Source organism: Pseudomonas sp. UMAB-08 (genome assembly GCF_900095225.1).
GTDB lineage: Bacteria > Pseudomonadota > Gammaproteobacteria > Pseudomonadales > Pseudomonadaceae > Aquipseudomonas.
In genome coordinates, this window is the sequence record NZ_LT607419.1 from 104,733 (window position 1) to 123,688 (window position 18,956).

16 protein-coding genes, 1 tRNA gene and 1 pseudogene are annotated in these 18,956 nt (G+C 58.7%); 10 read left to right on the forward strand and 8 right to left on the reverse strand.

All coding sequences use genetic code 11. From position 1 onward, the window contains the following. Positions 1 to 6: 6 nt before the first annotated feature. The 4 genes from K0F75_RS12295 (at position 7) to K0F75_RS12310 (ending at position 2,448) form a co-directional block, all read left to right on the forward strand. A complete protein-coding gene (locus K0F75_RS12295; protein ID WP_374028643.1) occupies positions 7 to 246 on the forward strand; it encodes a cysteine-rich CWC family protein in 240 nt (79 codons plus the stop codon). A 44-nt stretch (positions 247 to 290) separates the two neighbouring features. Continuing rightward, positions 291 to 983 (forward strand): pseudouridine synthase, encoded by a 693-nt coding sequence (locus K0F75_RS12300; RefSeq protein WP_219062134.1) that lies wholly within the window; start codon positions 291 to 293, stop codon positions 981 to 983. A gap of 308 nt (positions 984 to 1,291) precedes the next feature. Beyond that, entirely contained in the window at positions 1,292 to 2,176 is an 885-nt protein-coding gene (locus K0F75_RS12305) for an alpha/beta fold hydrolase (protein ID WP_219062135.1), read from the forward strand. Between the two features lie 198 nt (positions 2,177 to 2,374). Continuing rightward, positions 2,375 to 2,448, forward strand: a tRNA-Gly gene (locus K0F75_RS12310). Positions 2,449 to 2,639: 191 nt separating this feature from the next. Here the strand turns inward: K0F75_RS12310 and K0F75_RS26255 are convergent. After that, a complete protein-coding gene (locus K0F75_RS26255) occupies positions 2,640 to 3,395 on the reverse strand; it encodes a methyl-accepting chemotaxis protein (RefSeq protein ID WP_374028646.1) in 756 nt (251 codons plus the stop codon). Positions 3,396 to 3,497: 102 nt separating this feature from the next. Then, positions 3,498 to 4,841, reverse strand: a pseudogene (locus tag K0F75_RS26260) (HAMP domain-containing protein); the annotation flags it as partial. 304 nt (positions 4,842 to 5,145) lie between these two features. Here K0F75_RS26260 and K0F75_RS12320 point away from each other — a divergent pair. Next, complete coding sequence (locus tag K0F75_RS12320) at positions 5,146 to 5,820, forward strand: TIGR02466 family protein (RefSeq protein ID WP_219062137.1); 675 nt, start codon at positions 5,146 to 5,148, stop codon at positions 5,818 to 5,820. A gap of 83 nt (positions 5,821 to 5,903) precedes the next feature. Here K0F75_RS12320 and K0F75_RS12325 read toward each other — a convergent pair whose 3' ends face one another. Beyond that, a complete protein-coding gene (locus K0F75_RS12325; RefSeq protein WP_219062138.1) occupies positions 5,904 to 6,233 on the reverse strand; it encodes a DUF2025 family protein in 330 nt (109 codons plus the stop codon). 19 nt (positions 6,234 to 6,252) lie between these two features. Further along, positions 6,253 to 7,401 carry an L-threonine dehydrogenase gene (yiaY, locus tag K0F75_RS12330; protein ID WP_219062139.1) on the reverse strand — a complete coding sequence of 383 codons (1,149 nt, stop codon included), beginning with the start codon at positions 7,399 to 7,401 and terminating at the stop codon, positions 6,253 to 6,255. A gap of 182 nt (positions 7,402 to 7,583) precedes the next feature. Here yiaY and K0F75_RS12335 point away from each other — a divergent pair, with 182 nt between their 5' ends. Both K0F75_RS12335 and K0F75_RS12340 read left to right on the forward strand, forming a co-directional pair. Continuing rightward, positions 7,584 to 8,630: a DUF4917 family protein gene (locus tag K0F75_RS12335; RefSeq protein ID WP_219062140.1), complete on the forward strand. Its 1,047-nt coding sequence runs from the start codon at positions 7,584 to 7,586 to the stop codon at positions 8,628 to 8,630. Positions 8,631 to 8,763: 133 nt separating this feature from the next. Next, on the forward strand, positions 8,764 to 9,660 hold the full coding sequence (locus tag K0F75_RS12340) for a DMT family transporter (protein WP_219062141.1): 897 nt from the start codon (positions 8,764 to 8,766) through the stop codon (positions 9,658 to 9,660). On the opposite strand, the gene K0F75_RS12345 is transcribed toward K0F75_RS12340, so the two are convergent. The 4 genes from K0F75_RS12345 to K0F75_RS12360 all read right to left on the reverse strand — a co-directional run bounded on the left by K0F75_RS12345 (position 9,661) and on the right by K0F75_RS12360 (position 12,974). After that, positions 9,661 to 10,878 (reverse strand): SAM-dependent methyltransferase, encoded by a 1,218-nt coding sequence (locus K0F75_RS12345; protein ID WP_219062142.1) that lies wholly within the window; start codon positions 10,876 to 10,878, stop codon positions 9,661 to 9,663. 124 nt (positions 10,879 to 11,002) lie between these two features. Continuing rightward, positions 11,003 to 11,620 carry a TPM domain-containing protein gene (locus K0F75_RS12350; RefSeq protein WP_219062143.1) on the reverse strand — a complete coding sequence of 206 codons (618 nt, stop codon included), beginning with the start codon at positions 11,618 to 11,620 and terminating at the stop codon, positions 11,003 to 11,005. 26 nt (positions 11,621 to 11,646) lie between these two features. Beyond that, complete coding sequence (locus tag K0F75_RS12355) at positions 11,647 to 12,366, reverse strand: YgcG family protein (protein ID WP_219062144.1); 720 nt, start codon at positions 12,364 to 12,366, stop codon at positions 11,647 to 11,649. Further along, complete coding sequence (locus tag K0F75_RS12360) at positions 12,366 to 12,974, reverse strand: LemA family protein (RefSeq protein ID WP_219062145.1); 609 nt, start codon at positions 12,972 to 12,974, stop codon at positions 12,366 to 12,368. Before K0F75_RS12360 ends, K0F75_RS12355 begins: the two co-directional genes overlap by 1 nt. 273 nt (positions 12,975 to 13,247) lie before the next feature. Here K0F75_RS12360 and bglX point away from each other — a divergent pair, with 273 nt between their 5' ends. From bglX to K0F75_RS12375, 3 genes are all read left to right on the forward strand, one after another. Beyond that, complete coding sequence (gene bglX / locus K0F75_RS12365; RefSeq protein ID WP_219062146.1) at positions 13,248 to 15,536, forward strand: beta-glucosidase BglX; 2,289 nt, start codon at positions 13,248 to 13,250, stop codon at positions 15,534 to 15,536. Positions 15,537 to 15,715: 179 nt separating this feature from the next. Then, the gene (locus K0F75_RS12370) at positions 15,716 to 17,494 is read left to right on the forward strand and encodes an ATP-binding protein (RefSeq protein ID WP_219062147.1); all 1,779 of its coding nucleotides are present in this window, start codon (positions 15,716 to 15,718) and stop codon (positions 17,492 to 17,494) included. A 5-nt stretch (positions 17,495 to 17,499) separates the two neighbouring features. Next, on the forward strand, positions 17,500 to 18,837 hold the full coding sequence (locus K0F75_RS12375; protein ID WP_219062148.1) for a sigma-54 dependent transcriptional regulator: 1,338 nt from the start codon (positions 17,500 to 17,502) through the stop codon (positions 18,835 to 18,837). The last annotated feature ends 119 nt before the right edge of the window (positions 18,838 to 18,956 follow it).

Consider the following 18,956-nt stretch of genomic DNA (forward strand, 5'->3'; position numbering starts at 1 on the left):
CGCGTCATGAACAGCCACACGATGGAAAAAAGCGCAATCGATCCTGACCGCTGCCCGGTCTGCGGCGCCAGCAACCGCTGCTCCCTCGCCGACCCACGTACGGCGGCGCAACCCTGCTGGTGTTTTTCAGTCAGTATCGACCCGACGGTACTCGAAGCGCTGCCGCCGGAGGTGCGCAATGCCGCCTGCCTGTGCCCGCGTTGCGCTCAGATCGAAACCGACGTTCAGTCGAAGCCCAACGACTAGATCGCGTACCATGCCTGCCCCTTTCCCGGTCGTCTGTCACTGCCATGCGTCTTGATCGATTCCTCAGCAACCTGCCGCGTTTCAGCCGCAAAGACGTGCGATTTGCGTTGGTGGCCAAGCGCATCAAGGTCGACGGTCAGACCGTCAGCGATCCCCTTCATGAGGTGCGTGAGTTCACCCGCGTGGAATGCGACGACGACGTATTGCAAGCCGGCAAACCAGCACGCTATTTCATGCTGCACAAACCACCGGGCTGCGTCAGCGCGACGCTCGACCCACAGCATCCGACGGTGCTCGACTTGCTGGATGAGCCGGACAAAGAAGACCTGCACATCGCCGGTCGACTTGATTTCAACACCACGGGCCTGATGCTGATCACCAATGACGGTGTATGGTCGCGACGATTGACCCAGCCGCAGACCAAGCTGGCAAAGATTTACTACGTAGAAACCGAGCAAGCGATCAGCGACGACTACGTACAAAAATTCGCTGAAGGGTTTTATTTCGCGTTTGAAGACCTCACCACTCAGCCCGCCGAACTGACCGTGCTGGGGCCTCACTGCGCGCGGCTGAGCATCGTCGAGGGCCGCTACCATCAGGTCAAACGCATGTTCGGCCACTTCAACAATAAAGTCCTGCGCCTGCATCGCGAGCGCATGGGCCCCCTGCAACTGGACGCCGGTTTGGCGCCTGGGCAATACCGCGCCTTGAGCACCGAAGAAATCCTCGCGGTCTGATCAAACCGACCACTCAGCAGAAGTTGTCGAACAATTTACCAACGGCACTTGCGGGTTGTCCCCGAGCCTGCTTGAATCCAATCGTCAGTCTCCATGTGACTGATTGGTCACTAACTCATTCTAAGAAACTTTTTGCCGTCTCGAGAACCTCAGGTTCCGTGCCGACAAACCGCCCGCCAATAACAATACCTGTCGAACAGATCGTTTCGGATCGACATGGGCCCCCCTTTCAAGGCGCATGCCTACCTGTCACGAAACTCGTGCAACCTCTTTTGCGCGCATACCTGTTTTCGCCAGGAGTCTATGTTATGAGGCCAGAAATCGCTGTGCTTGATATACAAGGTCAGTTCCGGGTTTACACGGAGTTCTACCGCGCAGATGCCGCAGAAAAGACCATTATTTTGGTCAACGGCTCGATGGCCACTACTGCGTCCTTTGCTCAGACCGTTCGCAACCTGCACCCGCAATTCAACGTGGTGCTGTATGACCAACCCTACGCGGGCAAATCCAAAGCCCACAACCTGCATCGGCAGCCGCTGACCAAAGAGCTCGAAGGTCAGATCCTGCTTGAGCTGATCGACCACTTCGCCGCCGAGCATGTGCTGTCCTTTTCCTGGGGCGGCGCGGCAGCCTTGATCGCCCTCGCGCAGAAACCACGACGCATTGAAAAAGCCGTCATCAGCTCGTTCTCCCCGGTGGTCAACGAACACATGCGCGACTACCTCGAACGCGGCGTCAGGCACCTCGGTGCGTTTGATCGCCACGAGGTCGGCCATCTGGTGAACAACACCATCGGTAAACACTTGCCGTCGTTGTTCAAGCGCTTCAACTACCGGCATGTCAGCAGCCTGGATATCCATGAATACGTGCAAATGCACTTTCATATCAGCCAAGTACTGACCATCGACCAACTGTGCTACCTCGACGCCGCGAAAAGCATCGACGTGCCCGTATTGTTCCTCAACGGCGAGTGGGACGAATACACCGCAGCAGACGACGCCCAGCTCTTCGGCGACCACGTGCGCCATAGCGAGTTCTGCACCCTTCGGGCCACCGGGCACTTTCTGGACATGGAACACAAAGCCGCCTGCCGCGACTCGCAAGAGGCCTTGTTGAGTTTCCTCAAGCCCGCCCCCGTTGCAAAACGACCACGCTACACCCAGGTACAGAGCCACCATGCATTTGCACTGTGAACTGAAATCACTCGCCCCTGTAGGTCGCTATCGAACGCAGTATTCGGCAGCGCCTACAGGGAATGCGTGTTTCGCGTGACGACGCAATCTGTCACGTCACATAGCAGGTTTACCTGAAAAAAACGCCAGAAAAACCCACCTGGAAAAAATAGCGCTTCAGTTCAGCGCCGACATCTGGTACAAAGTCAGCCGCTCAAAGCGGGTGTCGTATAATGGTATTACTCCAGCTTCCCAAGCTGATCACGCGGGTTCGATTCCCGCCACCCGCTCCACTTTCCTGACTTCACATGTTCCCGCGTATACCGGAGAGCAGTGAAAACCAAAAAACCGGCCCTCGTAGCCGGTTTTTTTGTGCCTGTCTATTTTCGTGTAGCGGACGGCGATGGGGAAATAACGGCTTAACGCGCAAGCCGCTGCGGTGAGTCAAATCGCCTATAGGCATTTGACTCACCGCACAGGACCTTCAAACGCGAAATTGATCCATCAATTTCATCTGGTGAGTCGCCAAGGCGTTGAGTTGGTGGCTGACCTGCGCCGACTCGGTGGCCTGACCGGCAAGGGTCTCGGTGACGGTGCGAATGGCCGAGACGTTGCGGTTGACCTCTTCGGCGACGGCGCTTTGCTGTTCGGCGGCGCTGGCGATCTGCAGGTTCATGTCGCTGATCACAGTGACGGCGTCACTGATTTTGCCCAGTGCCTGAACCGCTTGATGAATGTGTTCAGCGTTCTCCTGGGCCTTGGTGTGGCTTGAATGCATGGTCTGCACGACACCGCGGGTGCCGCTTTGGATGCGTTCGATCACGTGGCGAATCTCTTCCACGGAATCCTGGGTACGCTTGGCGAGATTGCGTACCTCGTCGGCGACCACCGCAAAACCGCGCCCGCTTTCGCCGGCGCGCGCAGCCTCGATGGCGGCATTGAGGGCCAACAGGTTGGTTTGCCCGGCAATGCTGCGGATCACTTCCAGCACCGAGCCCACCTGCTCACTATTGACCGCCAACGCTTCGACTTCGGTCACGGCATTGCTGACTTCTTCGGCCAGCAAGGTGATATCGCGGGTGCTGCGCTCGATGATCGTCAAACCGTCCTTGACCGACTGGTCGGCACCACGAGCAGCATTGGCCGCACTTGAGGCATTGCTGGCAACGTCCTGGGCGGTGGCGCTCATCTCGTTGGAAGCGGTTGCCACCTGATCGATTTCGCGAAACTGCACCTGCATGCCATCACTGGTACGGCGGGCGATGCCTGAAGACTGATCGGCGGTTGCACGGGCTTCGGTGACGCTTTGCTTGATCTGGGCGATGGTCGGTTGCAGTTTGTCGAGGAAACGGTTGAACCAGATGACCAGTTCGCCGAGTTCATCGCGCTTGGCGTATTTCAGGCGTTGGGTCAGGTCGCCGTCACCGCTGGCGATGGCCTTGAGCATGCTTGCCACACTGTTGATCGGCCGGGTCACGCCCGAGGCCGTCAGCCAGATCAGCAGCAGGCCAAGTAGACCTGCGAGGGCTGCGACCAGCAGGGCCTTGACTGTGCCACTGGTTTGCGCGGCATCGAGCACGGCCTGCAATTTGACCGCGTCGGCCAGGAGCACCTGTTCTGGCAAGTCGATAACCACACCCCAAGGCTTGGCATCAGCGATCGGTGTCACCGGAAGAATCGCCCGGATCACGTCACCCTGTTTGACCACGCTGACCTTGTTGGTACTGATCGCCTGGAGGATTTCCTTACCGTCGCCGCCCAAGACCTGCTCGATGCCCTTGCCCAATGTGCCGGCGTCAACGCTGTTGGCTGTCAACAAGCCGCTGCTGGAGACAATCAGCATGTGCCCGGCGCCGTCGAACAGTTCTTTCTGGGAGCTGACCGCTTCTGCCTGTAGCGAACTCAGGGCCAGGTCCACACCTACTACACCGATGACATTGCCATCGACACGAACGGGCACGGCGATGGTTGTCATCAACACCAGTTTGCCGCCGACCGTGTCAGCGTAAGGCTCAAGCAGGCAGGTCTTGCCACTACGGAGCGGGCAGGTGTACCAGGTGTTGTAGGGCGTGCCGCTGAGGTTGAGTTCAGTCTTGTTCATGTCGCTTTCGAGAATGACGGTGTTCAAGCCAGTGCCATCTGCACGGCTCCAGTAAGAGGAAAACCGTCCCACTTCATTGGCGCCGTGCTTGGCGTCATTGGCAAACTCAGCGTCTCGACCATCCAGTGCGTTGGGTTCGAAGGATAGCCAGACACCCAGCACGCCGGTGTTGCGTTCGAAGACGGTGCCCAGGCTGTGGTTGAGTTCTTCGCGCAGCGCGGCGGCGTCCAGTGAGCGGTGGTTGGCCATGGTGCGCATGTCGATGACCTGGTCGGCCATTGCATTGACGATCAGCAGGCTTTCACCGAATGTCTTTTGTACCAGCAACGCTTTTTCCGTCGCCTTTGCCTGCAACAGGTTCTGCACACTGTCGGTGAGCATTTTCTTGCTTGAGGCGCCGACCAGTTGGTCATTCTGGTTAGTCTGGTAAAGGTTCATCCCGACGATCAATCCAACCACGCCCAGCAGGCAAAGTCCTGAGAGCAATACAATCTTCAGGCGGATAGAAAAGTTATCGAACATAGGTGTTCTCATAGTGGACCGGCCGGGAGGATGGCGAGAGCCGCATACGGTGTTACCCGCCATATTCTTGTAGTTATATATTTGTAACGGCCTTGGGTCTCGTAACTTGAGATCGAAAAAAACTTAACGTCGCAAAAGTCCTGATACCCGTTTAGTCACACCTTTCGAACATCCACACCTTTTTTTTCCAGCGCTGCCACGTAGCAGAGATCGTGCCCTTTTTGGGTCGGGCCCGCATGGATCACAGATGATCGGGACCGGTTAGCCCCATGTACCCAATACGTACCAGAGCCGTTACCCGATGAGACTGGAGATAGCAGCGCTGCGGCGTGTATAAAATATCCACTTCAACCCGGATATCCGCATCATGCCTGCCAACAGTCGCGCATGCTCTGATCTGGTCGATGCTGACCTGATCAAGATCACTCGCCTATTCGCCACGCCTATCGCCAGTGTGATCCACCCGGAACATGAGCTTCTGAACGAACAACTGCGGTCGATCATCCTGGAGCGTTCAGAGCACGACCTTGGCACATTGCACAGTAACGATGGCGGCTGGCAATCTCAGGACGACTTCGCCACGTGGGCGGGTGAGCCGGGCGCAAAACTGGTCGCCTTCGCACAGGGGCTGGCCAATCAGCTGTCAGCCATCAGCTCGCCGGAGCACGGTCTCATAGAAGCTCATTTGCAGTGGCGCTACAGCGCATGGGCAAATATCAACCGCAAGGGCCACTCCAACTCATTACATGCGCACCCGGGGGCATTCTGGTCCGGCGTGTATTGGGTAGACGATGGCGGTCGCGAGCACAATCCTGAGCTCGGCGGTGAACTGGAATTCATCGACCCGCGCGGGATCACACCGGCGCTGCTCAATCCGGCCTTGCGCATGCGCATTGCGGGGTGTCTGGCGGCGGGTTACGCGAGCACGGTCACGCCCTCAAGCGGTACGCTGCTGATGTTCCCCTCTTGGCTAATGCACGCTGTGCGTCGCTACGAAGGTAATAGGCCGAGGATTTCCGTGGCGTTCAACTTTGCTATTTGAGCCGACGTTATTGCAGTGCCATCAAGGACAGACACCGGTTTCCTGTTCTGGAAACACGGGTCTGTCCTGACGCTCCTACCTCTTCACGCCCCTCCCTTCAACCTCCGCACCGCCGTGATCTCCGGCAAATCCACGCGCCTCACATAAATCCGCAATGGCTCGGTGATGTTCAGCCGATCATCGATATTCTGTTCCAGCAACAATGCCAACAGATCGCGCTTGAGTGTCATGACCTGATTGTCGCCGGCTTTCCAGACAAACTCGTGAGTGGGGGTGATGGTGTGGTCGGGGACGTCCATGCCGAAGGCGTCTTCGCTGAAGCGGACAATGTACCGGTCCGCTTTGTGGTGGTAGCCGACAAAGCCTTTAAGCAGGTCGGAAGCGTCACAAATGACGCTCGAGGTAATGCTCATGGTTAACCTCTGGGACGTATTAAAGTGCGCTGCGGAAAATCGCTTCGATCTGGTGCTGCTCAGCCGGGCGCGGGTTGGTCAGGCCGCAGGCGTCTTTCAAGGCGTTGGCAGCCAGGGTCGGAATGTCTTCCTCCTTGACGCCCAGTTCTCTGAGGCCCGCAGGGATGTCGACGGCATGAGACAGGTTGCGAATTGCGGCGATGGCCGCCCGGCTGCCGTCTTCAGGGGAGAGGCCGCGCGTGTCTTCGCCCATGGCGTGGGCAATGTCGGTCAGCCGTGACGGGCAGACGCTGGCGTTGAAGCTTTCGACATGGGGCAGCAAAATTGCATTGCACACGCCGTGGGGTAAGTTATAGAAGCCGCCCAATTGGTGAGCCATCGCGTGCACGTAACCCAAGGAGGCGTTGTTGAACGCCATGCCCGCGAGAAACTGCGCATACGCCATGTTTTCCCGCGCGACCATGTCGCTGCCATTGGCCACGGCCTGGCGCAGGTTATCGGCGATCAGCGCCATGGCTTTCAGGGCGCAGGCATCGGTGATGGGGGTAGCGGCCGTTGAGACATAGGCTTCAATGGCGTGGGTCAGTGCGTCCATACCCGTGGCCGCCGTGAGCCCTTTAGGCATCGCGACCATCAATCCGGGATCGTTGACGGAGAGCACGGGGGTGACGTTGCGGTCGACGATGGCCATTTTGATGTGGCGGACTTCGTCAGTGATGATGCAAAACCGCGTCATCTCGCTGGCGGTGCCTGCCGTGGTGTTGATCGCAACCACAGGCAGTTGCGGCTTGGCCGACTGATCGACACCTTCGTAGTCACTGATGTGCCCGCCGTTGGTTGCGCACAGTGCGATACCTTTTGCGCAATCGTGGGGCGAGCCGCCGCCGAGGGAGATCACGAAATCGCAGCCGCTGTTCTTGAGCAGCGCCAGGCCCTTCTCGACATTACCCACGGTAGGGTTGGGTTGCGCGCCATCGAACACCAAGGCATCAATGTCCTGTTCGGCCAACAACGCGACGATTTTCGCCGCGACACCGGCCTTGGCCAGCCCGACGTCGGTTACGATCAACGCTTTGCGAAATCCGAAGTTGCGGATGGCGGTCATCGCTTCGGCCATGCAGCCGATGCCCATGATGTTCACCGCGGGGATGAAGAAAGTGCTGCTCATGGCAAGTCTCCTGTAACCAAGCCAAGCCAGTCGATCCGGTTTGGCGAATGCGTGCAGCATCTTCTGATTGCAAACATTTCGCATTGATCTGGCTCAATACCGGCATCAACATCGGGATCAGCCGACAGGCGTGATAAAGTCCCGGCGCTGCCTTTCCCGACCTGAGACGACGAACAGAGACTATGGACTTCACGGATTTTGACGCTGAGCTTGCAGACTGGAATGAGCTGCGGGCGACCACCCCATTTTCCGGTTTGCTGGTCGGCAACGGCGCGAGCATGGCGGTGTGGAAGAACTTTTCTTACGACTCGCTCTTCGAAAAAGCCGAGACCACCCGCAACAAACCGTTAAGCCATACCGAACTCGCCGTGTTCAAGGCCATGAACACCAGCAATTTCGAACCGATCCTGAGTGCGCTGAAAACCGCCATGAGGGTCAATGCCGCACTGACCATCAGTTCTTCATCGCCACGTAATCGTTACTTCGCGATTAAAGAAGCGCTGATCCACGCCGTGCGTTCAGTCCACATTCCATGGCGTCTGGTAGAAGAAGGCACCCTGGCCCGTATCAATCAAGAGCTCAGCCAGTACCGTACTGTTTATTCGACCAACTACGATTTGCTCTGCTATTGGGCCGTGATGCAGTCGCCGCAGGCCTTCAACGACCTGTTCAACGATGACGCCACTTTCGACCTCGGCAATACGCCGACCCACGCCACGCGCATGCTGTATCTGCACGGCGGCTTGCACTTGGTAAAAAACCTCGACGGCAGCGTTCGCAAGCTGCTGTCATCGGAAAGCACCCTGCTGGGCAGCTTCGCCATCAATGCCCTGGACGACGTGCCGATTTTCATCAGCGAAGACAACAGCGCGAACAAGCTGAAGATGATCCGCCACTCGGATTACCTCTCTTTCTGCTACTCGCAACTCGCGACTCATGACGATGCCCTGTGCATCTTCGGCCACGCCCTTGGCACCCAGGACAAACACATCGTCGACGCGATCAGGCACGCCGGGGTCAAGACCATCGCCCTCTCCATTTACCCGCGTAGCGCTGCCTTTATCCAGCACCAGAAGCGGCACTACAGCAGCGTCTTCGCCGGGCAGGATGTGGCGTTGAAGTTCTTCGATGCCAAGACCCACCCGCTGGGCAGCCCTGAATTGTCGGTGCCGGTCGAACGTCTGAATACGGCTGCGAGCGCACCGAAGCCTGCGGGCGCAAAACCCTGAAAGCGATTCACGCCTGAAGCAGCACCCGAACTGTACGGATAAATCTCTCGGTAGCTGTGAGGGCGCGCGCGGGTCGGTTTGTGGCTAGATGAGATGCTCTTGTATCCCATAACAACAAGGCCACGTTTCGATCATGTCCTCTCGCGAAAACACCGGTATGGCCTTGGGCCTGATCGGAGTGATTATCTTCAGTCTGACGCTGCCCATGACCCGCATCGTGGTCCAGGAAATCCACCCACTCCTCAATGGCTTGGGCCGCGCATTACTGGCGGCGATTCCGGCTGCGGCGCTGTTGCTGTGGCAGCGCGAAAAATGGCCGACCTGGGCGCAGGTCAAAGGCCTGAGTCTGGTAGCGCTGGGGGTGATCATAGGCTTTCCGGTGCTGTCCGCCTGGGCGATGAAAACCCTGCCTGCGTCCCACGGCGCGCTGGTCAATGGCCTGCAACCCTTGTGCGTGGCGATCTATGCGGCGTGGCTCTCGCATGAGCGCCCATCGAAAGCTTTCTGGGCCTGCGCGGCGTTGGGCAGTGCGCTGGTGCTCGGCTATGCCTTGATCAGCGGCGCCGGGAATATTCAGGCGGGAGACCTGTGGATGCTGGCGGCCGTGGCCATCGGGGGCCTGGGTTATGCCGAAGGCGGCCGTCTGGCCAAAGAGATGGGGGGCTGGCAGGTGATCTGTTGGGCCTTGGTCCTGTCCAGCCCGCTGCTACTCGGCCCAGTGATTTATCTGGCAATGCAGCATCAAGGACCGATCTCCACAGGCACGTGGTGGGCATTTGGTTATGTGTCGATTTTCTCGCAGTTCATTGGTTTCTTCGCCTGGTATGCCGGCCTGGCCATGGGCGGCATCTCGCGAGTCAGTCAGGTACAACTGCTGCAGATTTTCTTCACCATCGCCTTTTCAGCGCTGTTTTTCGGTGAGCGCATCGAGCCGATTACCTGGGTGTTCGCCGCGGGCGTGATCGCGACTGTGATGCTGGGACGCAAGACCACAGTCATTGCGCCCAAGCCGATCACCACCCGAGTCTAATCAGCTGATGTAGCCGTCTGCCTGGAGCAAGGTTTCCAGGCAGTGCTCCTGAATACCGTAGAACGCTTTCAATTCCTGGATTTTGACCAACAACTCCGGCTGCTTGAGCGGCTCGGCGCGTTTGACCGCCAGAATCATCTTGTTCTTGTTGGTGTGCTCCAGCGAGATGAACTCGAACACCTTGGTCTCGTAACCGCAGGCTTCAAGGAACAGGGCACGCAAGCTGTCGGTGACCATTTCTGCCTGCTGGCCCATGTGCAAACCGTATTGCAGCATCGGCCGCAGCAGCGTCGGGCTTTGAATCTGCAAGCGGATCTGTTTATGGCAGCACGGCGAACACATAATGATCGACGCCCCGGAACGAATACCCATGTGGATCGCGTAATCGGTGGCGATGTCGCAGGCGTGCAAGGCAATCATCACATCAATGGCACTCGGCGCCACAGTGCGCACATCGCCATGCTGGAACACCAGGCCCGGGTGCTCCAGACGCGCAGCGGCGTTGTTGCACAGCGTGACCATGTCCTCACGTAACTCGACCCCGGTCACGTGGCCTTCCGCGTGCAAGGTGTTGCGCAAGTAATCGTGAATAGCGAAGGTCAGGTAGCCCTTGCCCGAGCCAAAGTCCGCGACCTTGATCGGCTGATCCAGCGCCAGCGGCGAGGTGCTCAAGGCGTGGGAAAACACCTCGATGAACTTGTTGATCTGCTTCCATTTACGCGACATGGACGGGATCAGTTCGTGCTGCTTATTGGTCACGCCCAGGTCGGTCAAGAACGGTCGATTCAGTTCCAGAAAGCGCTTTTTCTCACGATCATGTTCGACCGAGGGCGCTTCACGTTGCTGCTGGGCCTTGCTGGTAAACAGTGTGCTCTTACCTTTTTTGCTGTACTCCAGCTGCACTTCGTCAGTCAGCGATAACAAGTGAGCGTTCTTGAACGATTCGGGCAATAAACCCGCGATCACCTCAACGCCTTCGGCCAGCGGGAAATTCTTGGTGATGTCGCGGGTTTTATAGCGATACACGAACGACAGGTGCGGCAGTTCCTTGATCGTCGTCAGCTTGATAATGATGCGCTGCAACTCCACCTCAGCGCCGACGTACTTGGCCAGCACCAGCTTGATAAAGGAGTTCTGCGACAGACTGGTGTCCAGCAGACTCAAAAACTGCGCACGATGATCCGGCACAGACTGGGTGGGCGTTGCAGTGGCTGACATTGGAAAGCGCCTCGGACGGGCTAAAAATAACGAGGCGGCCATTTTAGGTGGGTTGAGGGGTTAGGGTTAATTTAATTACGGGTTGGCGATTGGCGGCGTCAGCTCAGACCACTGAAATGCGCCGTCACCCCAACACCACCAACCGATTCGGCAACTCATTGCGCGTTTGCGTCACGGGCACATGGGTCGCCAGCAATTCGCCGCAGGCTTCGATGCAACCCAGGAACCCTTGCAAGGTCTTACCGTCGCTGACCTGTTGAGTGAACACCTCGATCAGCGCTTTCCAGACAGTGTCGTCCACACGACTGCTGATGCCTCGGTCTACGAGAATTTCTACGTAACGCTCAGCTTCCGAGACAAAGATCAGGACGCCGGTGCCGCCGAGAGTGCGGTGCAGATTTTGTTCGAGGAATTGGCGGCGAGCCAGGTTGCCAGCGCGCCAATGGCGTACGGATTTTGGGATCAAGCGGGTTGTCACCGCCGGAATACGCATGATCAGCGCGGCAACGATAAAGGTCCCGATCTGGCTCAGCAACAATCCATTGGCGCCCAGCCAGCCTGGGTAATAGTTGATCAACCCCGGCAGCAACAGCGCCACCAGCCCGGCCCAGACCAGGGGCACGTACGCATAATCATCCGACCGCGCGGTCAACACCGTGACCAGTTCGGCATCGGTTCGCCGTTCGACCCGGGCGATGGCCTCGGCGACCTGAAGTTGCTCGTGTTTATTCAGTAAAGCCATGTTTGCATTACCCATTGATCCATCGTTTACCAACTGCCGGACGCGCCGCCGCCGCCGAAGCTGCCACCGCCGCCACTGAAGCCGCCGCCACCGGAGCGTGAGCCTCCAGAGCCAAAACCGCCCATGCCGCCGATGAAGCCACCGCCACCGCCTCGTCCTCTGCCCCAGAGCATGTTCATAAAGATAAAGATCAAGAACAGCGCCAGGTACACCATGTTCTGCACAGCGTCACCGGAGCCATTATCGGCGGCGGGCTCAGCCAGCGGATTGCCCCCGAGCACCTGAATCATGGCCTGCACGGCCTGGCTGATGCCGCCGGCGAAATTACCGGCCTTGAACGCCGGGGTGAGTATCTGGTTGATGATCACGGAAGACTGAGCATCGGTCAGGCGCTCTTCAAGACCGTAGCCCACCTCAATCCGCACTTTATGATCATCGCGAGCGACAATCAGCAACGCGCCGTTGTCTTTGCCCTTTTGCCCGACACCCCAGAAACGGCCCAGTTGATAACCGTAATCCTCAATGCTGGTGCCTTGCAGGTTGGGCAGCGTGACCACCACAACCTGCTCGCCGGTCGCCTGCTCATGAGCCTCAAGCATCTGCGACAGTTGCGCTGCGGTTTGCGCATCGATCAGTTGCGCGGTGTCGACCACGCGTCCGGTCATGGTTGGAAATACAAGCGCGGCCAGCGCTACCGTGGCGCCAGCCAACAGTAAGCCCACCATCACAAGCCGCAGGGCGCGCATCAGAATTTCACTTCCGGGGCTTTCTCGGAATCCGGCGACGTGGCTTCAAAGTTTGGCCGGATCGGCAGATCGCTGTACATCACGGTGTGCCATAGGCGACCGGGAAAGGTACGAATTTCGGTGTTGTAGCGCTCGACCGAGGCGATGAAATCCTTACGTGCCACGGCAATGCGGTTTTCCGTACCCTCGAGCTGCGATTGCAGGGCAAGGAAGTTCTGGTTGGATTTCAGATCCGGGTAACGTTCGGAGACCACCATCAGGCGACTCAGCGCGCCAGTGAGCTGACTCTGGGCTTGCTGGAATTGCTTGAGCTTTTCCGGATCGTTCAAAGTGCTGGCGTCAACCTGAATCGACGTGGCCTTGGCCCGTGCTTCAATGACAGCAGTCAGGGTGGTCTGTTCCTGTTTGGCGTAGCCGCGCACAGTCTCGACCAGGTTGGGGATCAGGTCGGCCCGACGCTGATACTGGTTCTGCACCTGCGCCCAGGCAGCCTTCACCTGTTCGTCATAGGTCGGAATGTTGTTGATGCCACAACCGGCCAATAACGTGCTCAGCAGCATCAGCGCCGTCATGGACCAACTGAAACGAAAGCCCCGTTGTGTTTGCATGTTTTTTTCTCCCTGTTTGAAATGCTTTTTCATTCTGACCCGACAGACTGACTTTAGCCAAACCAGACGATCCGCTGCATAATCCGCGGCCAGGACTGGATTGCTAACGCGCAATACGCTAAAACTCGCTGCGCTAAAGATGCTCTGCGCGACAAAGAGTTCAGTGGCGGCCCCTTCGCCCTGATCGACAATAAGCGCAACAGGCTCAATACCCAACATTTGGCTGACCAGTACTTAACGTAAGTTGCTGAAGAACGCCTTGAGAAAATATTCATGAATAAGCTGTGTTTGCTGGGCCTTGTCGTCGGCCTGGCCAGTCACTCGGTAATGGCCGAGACCAATGACACCACCTTGCAGACTAAAAACCTCTTCATTTCCGACCTGATGAAACAAATGACCCTCGATGAAAAAATCGGGCAGTTGCGCCTCATCAGTATCGGCCCTGAAATGCCGCAGCCGAATATTCTCAAGGAAATTGCCGCTGGCAGAATCGGCGGCACGTTCAACTCGATCACTCGTTCCGAAAACCGTCCTTTGCAGGAAGCGGCTGTTGCGAAGAGTCGACTGAAGATTCCCATGTTTTTCGCCTACGACGTGGTCCACGGCCACCGTACGACCTTTCCGATCAGCTTGGGTCTTGCGGCCAGCTGGGACATGGACGCGATAGCCTTGAGTGGTCGCATGTCGGCCATCGAAGCCAGCGCCGATGGCCTGGACATGACCTTCGCACCGATGGTTGATATCTCCCGCGATCCCCGTTGGGGCCGCAGCTCGGAAGGGTTTGGCGAGGACACCTATCTGGTGTCGCGCATTGCCAAGGTGATGGTCAACGCTTATCGCGGCGAGCATCCCGGCGGCGCTGACAGCCTGATGCCCAGCGTCAAACACTTTGCGCTGTATGGCGCTGTCGAAGGCGGTCGTGACTACAACACCGTCGACATGAGTCCGGTACGCATGTACCAGGACTATCTGCCGCCTTACCGCGCCGCCATCGATGCCGGTGCTGGCGGGGTAATGGTCGCCCTCAACTCGGTCAACGGCGTACCGGCCACGTCCAATACCTGGTTGATGCAGGACCTGTTGCGCAAGGAGTGGGGCTTCAAGGGCGTGACCGTCAGCGACCACGGCGCCATCAAGGAACTGATCCGCCACGGTGTGGCCAGCGACGAACGTGAAGCCGCCAAACTGGCGATCAAGAACGGCATTGACCTGAGCATGAATGACTCGGCCTATGGCAAACACTTGCCTGGCCTGCTCAAGGACGGCGAGATTTCCCAGAAGGATATTGATAACGCCGTTCGCGAAGTGTTGGGCGCCAAGTACGACATGGGCCTGTTCGCCGACCCGTACCGTCGTATCGGTAATGCCGCTCATGACCCGGTCGACACCAACGCCGAAAGCCGCCTGCACCGCAAAGAAGCGCGTGAGGTGGCACGCAAGACCATGGTGTTGCTGAAAAACGATAACCAGACGTTGCCGCTGAAGAAGCAAGGCACCATCGCGGTGATCGGCTCTCTGGCGACAAGCCAGATGGACATGCTGGGCAGTTGGTCCGCTGCAGGCGTGCCGAAACAATCGGTCACTATTTTTGACGGCCTGGCCAACGCAGTCGGCGACAAGGCCAAGCTGGTCTATGCCCGCGGCGCCAATGTCTCTGACAACCCGAAAGTCATCAACTACCTGAACTTCATGGTCACCGAAGTCGAGATCGACCCGCGCCCGGCCGAAGAAATGATTGCCGAGGCGGTCAAGGTCGCCCAGCAGACTGATGTGGTGGTGGCGGTGGTTGGCGAGTCGCGGGGCATGTCCCACGAATCGGCGAGCCGCACTGACCTTAATATCCCCGGCAGACAGCGCGACCTGATCAAGGCACTCAAAGCCACCGGCAAACCCCTGGTACTGGTGCTGATGAACGGCCGTCCGTTGACCTTGGTCGAGGAGCAGAAACAGGCTGACGCGATGCTGGAAACCTGGTTCACCGGCACCGAAGGCGGTAACGCAGTGGCTGACGTGCTCTTTGGTGACTACAACCCGTCAGGCAAATTGCCGATGTCCTTCCCTCGTTCGGTGGGGCAGATTCCGGTTTACTACAACCACCTCCGCACCGGCCGTCCTTTCACGCTCGGTTCGCCGCCTAACTACACGTCAAACTACTTCGAAGAAGACGTCACTGGCCCGCTCTTTCCATTCGGTTATGGCTTGAGCTACACCCAGTTCAGCCTGTCGGACGTCACGCTGTCCAATAAACACATGAAGCGCGGCAGCCAGTTGACCGCCAGCATCGCGGTAAAAAACACCGGCAAGGTTGCTGGCGAAACGGTGGTGCAGCTTTATCTGCACGATGTTGCTGCCTCCATCAGTCGCCCGGTCAAAGAGCTGAAGAACTTTCAGAAAGTCATGCTCCAGCCGAAAGAAGAGAAAGTCATCAACTTCGTCATCACTGAAGACGACCTGAAGTTCTACAACCCTGCGCTGAAATACGCGGCTGAGCCGGGCGAGTTCAACGTGATGATTGGTCTCGACTCTGAAGACGTGAAAACAGAGAGCTTTGAGTTGTTATAAGCGGTCCTGCATCAGGCGCGGTCCAGCCCCAGGACCGCGCTGCGTCCTTCGCCAATAAATTCGCTCACTCGATTCGTGAAGTCTGAACATCAGGCGACATAAAATCTCGACTTTCGCCCAGCGTTCTCGGTCCTGCCGCATGCTAAGGTGCCTGCCGACTCACTTCCGTCTCCGCCACCATGCCTTTCACCTCCCGTACCTTTCGCCTGCCTCTTTATGTGCTGCTGATCCTGGCGGGCGCGGTGTTGGCTGCCGGACTGGCGATGCGGCAGACCGAACGTCACGCCCTGGCCGACGATGCCGAGCGAGCCCATGGGCAACTGGCGTTGTATGGCAATACGCTGCACACCCTGATCGAACGCTATCGCGCCCTGCCCGCTGTGCTGGCGCTGGACCCTGAACTGCGTTCGGCCTTAAGCGGACCGGTCAGCGCAACGACTCAGGACACGTTGAACCGCAAGCTGGAGCAGATCAACAGCGCGGCGCAGTCATCCACCCTGGAGCTGCTCGACCGCAACGGTTTAGCGGTCGGCGCCAGTAACTGGCGGTTGCCGAGCAGCTATGTTGGCCATAACTACGCGTTCCGCCCTTACTTTTTGCAGACCAGAGCCCAAGGCGTGGGCCGCTTTTATGCGGTTGGCGTGACCAGCGGTATTCCCGGTTATTTTTTATCGAACGCCGTCACCAGCGACGCGGGCGAATTTCTCGGGGCCATGGTGGTAAAACTGGAGTTCCCCGAGCTGGAACACGAATGGAGCCAAGGCAGCGACCTGCTGCTGGTCAGCGACGCCAAGGGCATTGTGTTCATCGCCAATCAGCCCGGCTGGCGTTATCACGAGTTGCAGCCGATTTCCGCCAGTGACCGCGCGGAACTGGCCGCCACCCGCCAATACGACAAACAACCGCTGTCGGCCCTGCATCGCCAAGTGATCCACACGTTCGACGACAGCGGCCAACTCGCCCGGATCGAAGGCCCCGACGGTGCGGTGGATTATCTGTGGGAATCTTTGCCACTCACCGCCGAAGGCTGGACCTTGCATCTTTTGCGCAAGCCGCAGGTGGCGGCCGAAGACATGCGCAACGCAGCTCTGGCAGCGGCGGGCACCTGGTTGACGCTGGTGTTTCTGAGCCTGTTTCTTTATCAGCGCTGGCGTTTGGCGCGCTTGCATCAGCGCAACCGTGAAGAGCTGGAGCAACTGGTCGAAGAACGCACCCGCGACCTGCGCACCGCTCAGGACGGGCTGGTGCAGTCAGCCAAGCTCGCGGCGTTGGGGCAGATGTCCGCAGCGCTGGCCCACGAGATCAATCAGCCGCTCACCGCACAACGCATGCAACTGGCCAGCCTGCGTCTGCTGCTCGATCACGGTCGCATCGACGACGCCTATCAGGCCCTGACCCCGCTGGATCAACAACTGACGCGGATGGCGGCGCTGACCGGGCATTTGAAAACCTTTGCCCGCAAAAGCCCCAGTGGCTTGCGTGAACAGCTGGATCTGGCGGCGGTGGTCGATCAGGCGTTGCTGTTGCTCGAACCCCGGCTGCGCGATGAGCGCGTCAGTTGCGTCTTGCACCTGACCCGGCCCGCGTACGTGCGCGGTGATGCGATTCGCCTGGAGCAGGTGCTGATCAACCTGCTGCGCAATGCGCTGGATGCCATGCGCGATAAACCGCTCAAACGTCTGGAGGTGCGGATTGAGGCTGAGCAGCCGCCACACGATTCCACTAAGCCCAGGCAGTGGCGCCTGACCGTGGCCGACAGCGGAGGGGGTATTGCCCAGGATCATCTGGCCAATGTCTTCGATCCGTTTTTCACTACCAAACCAGTGGGCGATGGGTTGGGGCTGGGCCTGGCGGTGTCTTATGCCATCGTCCATGAGTCCGGCGGCACGCTGTGCGTGGACAATCATGACGACGGCGCGCGATTCACACTGACTCTACCCACTGACCCGGAGGCCTGATCTGCATGCTGAATTCTGTAATTGTGGTCGATGACGAAGCCAGCATCCGCGATGCGGTACAACAATGGCTGTCGCTGTCCGGGTTCAATGTGCAGGTGCACAGCCGAGCTGAAGATTGCCTGGCCGCCCTCCCCGATCATTTCCCCGGCGTGATCCTCAGCGATGTACGCATGCCAGGGATGAGCGGCCTGGAGTTTCTGGCCCGCCTGCAACGCTTCGACCCGGACTTGCCGGTGATCCTGCTGACCGGCCATGGCGATGTGCCCATGGCGGTGGATGCCATGCGCGACGGCGCCTATGACTTTCTGGAGAAACCCTTCAGCCCGGAAACGCTGATGAGTAGCCTGCGTCGGGCGCTGGAGAAGCGGCAGTTGGTCCTGGAAAACCGACGCCTGCATGAACAGGCCGATGCCAAGGCCAAACTGGACGAAACCCTGCTGGGCATTGCGCCCAGTCTGCACACCCTGCGCCGGCAAGTGCTGGAGCTGTCGCAACTGCCCGTCAACGTGGTCATTCGCGGCGAAACCGGCAGCGGCAAGGAACTGGTCGCGCGCTGCCTGCATGACTTCGGCCCTCGGGCGGGCAAACCCTTTGTCGCGCTCAATTGCGCGGCGATCCCCGAGCAGTTGTTCGAAGCCGAATTGTTCGGCCACGAAAGCGGCGCTTTCACGGGGGCGCAAGGCAAGCGCATTGGCAAGCTGGAGTACGCCGACGGCGGTACGTTGTTTCTCGATGAAATTGAAAGCATGCCGCTGGCCCAGCAGGTCAAATTGCTGCGCGTCCTTCAGGAGCAGCGCCTTGAACGGCTGGGCTCTAACCGGAGCATCTCCGTCGACATCCGGATTATCGCCGCGACCAAACCGGATCTGCTGGAAGAGGCACGGGCCGGGCGTTTTCGCGAAGACCTGGCGTACCGCCTGAACGTCGCCGAACTGCGTTTGCCGCCGTTGCGCGAGCGCCGCGAAGACATTCCACTGCTGTTCGGCCATTTCGCCCGCACCGCCGCCGAACGCCTGGGCCGCAAGGCGCCGGTATTGAGCGGCGCGCAATTGAGCCATCTGCTCAGCCATGACTGGCCGGGCAATGTCCGCGAACTGGCCAACGCGGCGGAGCGTCAGGTCCTCGGGCTGGGCCAGATCGAGCCTGCGGTCATCGGATCGGGACAGTCACTGGCCGCACAGCAAGAAGCATTTGAAGCCCATTGCCTGCGCGCAGCCCTGACCCGGCACAAAGGTGACATCAAGGCCGTCCTCCACGAACTGCAACTGCCACGCCGTACCCTCAACGAGAAAATGCAGCGCCACGGCCTGCAACGGGAAATGTTTCTGCAGGGCGCTGAATAAGCCGCTCTATCGGCAATTTTCCGCTCATGGGAATCACGCCAATGAGCGGATTCCCGCCTAAAAAATCACCAAAACCCCTCTAGAACGGCCATCACAGGCCTGGCACAGCTCCTGCTATA